The following is a 541-nucleotide window of genomic DNA, read 5'->3' on the forward strand; positions in this document are numbered from 1 at the left end:
CCGGCACGGTGGACGGGCGCCGGGTCGCGCTCGGCAACGCGCGGCTGATGCAGGAACTCGGGGTGGAACTGGGCGAGCTGGCCGCCCGCGCGGACGAGCTGCGGCGCGAGGGCGGCACGGCGCTGTTCCTGGCCGTGGACGGCAAGCCCGGGGGCGTGATCGCGGTGGCCGACCCCGTGAAGGCGACCACCCCTGCCGCGCTGGCGAGCCTCCGCGCCGAGGGCATCCACATCGTCATGCTGACCGGCGACAACCGGACGACGGCCGAGGCGGTCGCGCGGAAGCTCGGCATCGACGAGTTCCAGGGCGACGTGCTGCCCGAGGACAAGCACCGCATCGTCCGCGAGCTCAGGGCGAAGGGGAAGGTCGTCGCTATGGCAGGGGACGGCATCAACGACTCACCGGCCCTGGCCGAGGCGGATGTCGGCATCGCCATGGGCACCGGCACCGATGTGGCGATGCAGAGCGCGGGCGTGACGCTGGTGAAGGGCGACCTCGCAGGCATAGCGCGGGCACGGACCCTGTCGCGTGCGGTGATGCG

General features: G+C 73.2%; 1 protein-coding gene. It reads left to right on the forward strand.

The features are described from left to right. Positions 1-541, forward strand: a 541-nt coding sequence (locus tag NJ376_RS06540; protein WP_252952446.1) for an HAD-IC family P-type ATPase, incomplete at both ends; no start/stop codon positions are given.

The organism is Siccirubricoccus soli, assembly GCF_024178315.1.
Taxonomy (GTDB): domain Bacteria; phylum Pseudomonadota; class Alphaproteobacteria; order Acetobacterales; family Acetobacteraceae; genus Siccirubricoccus; species Siccirubricoccus soli.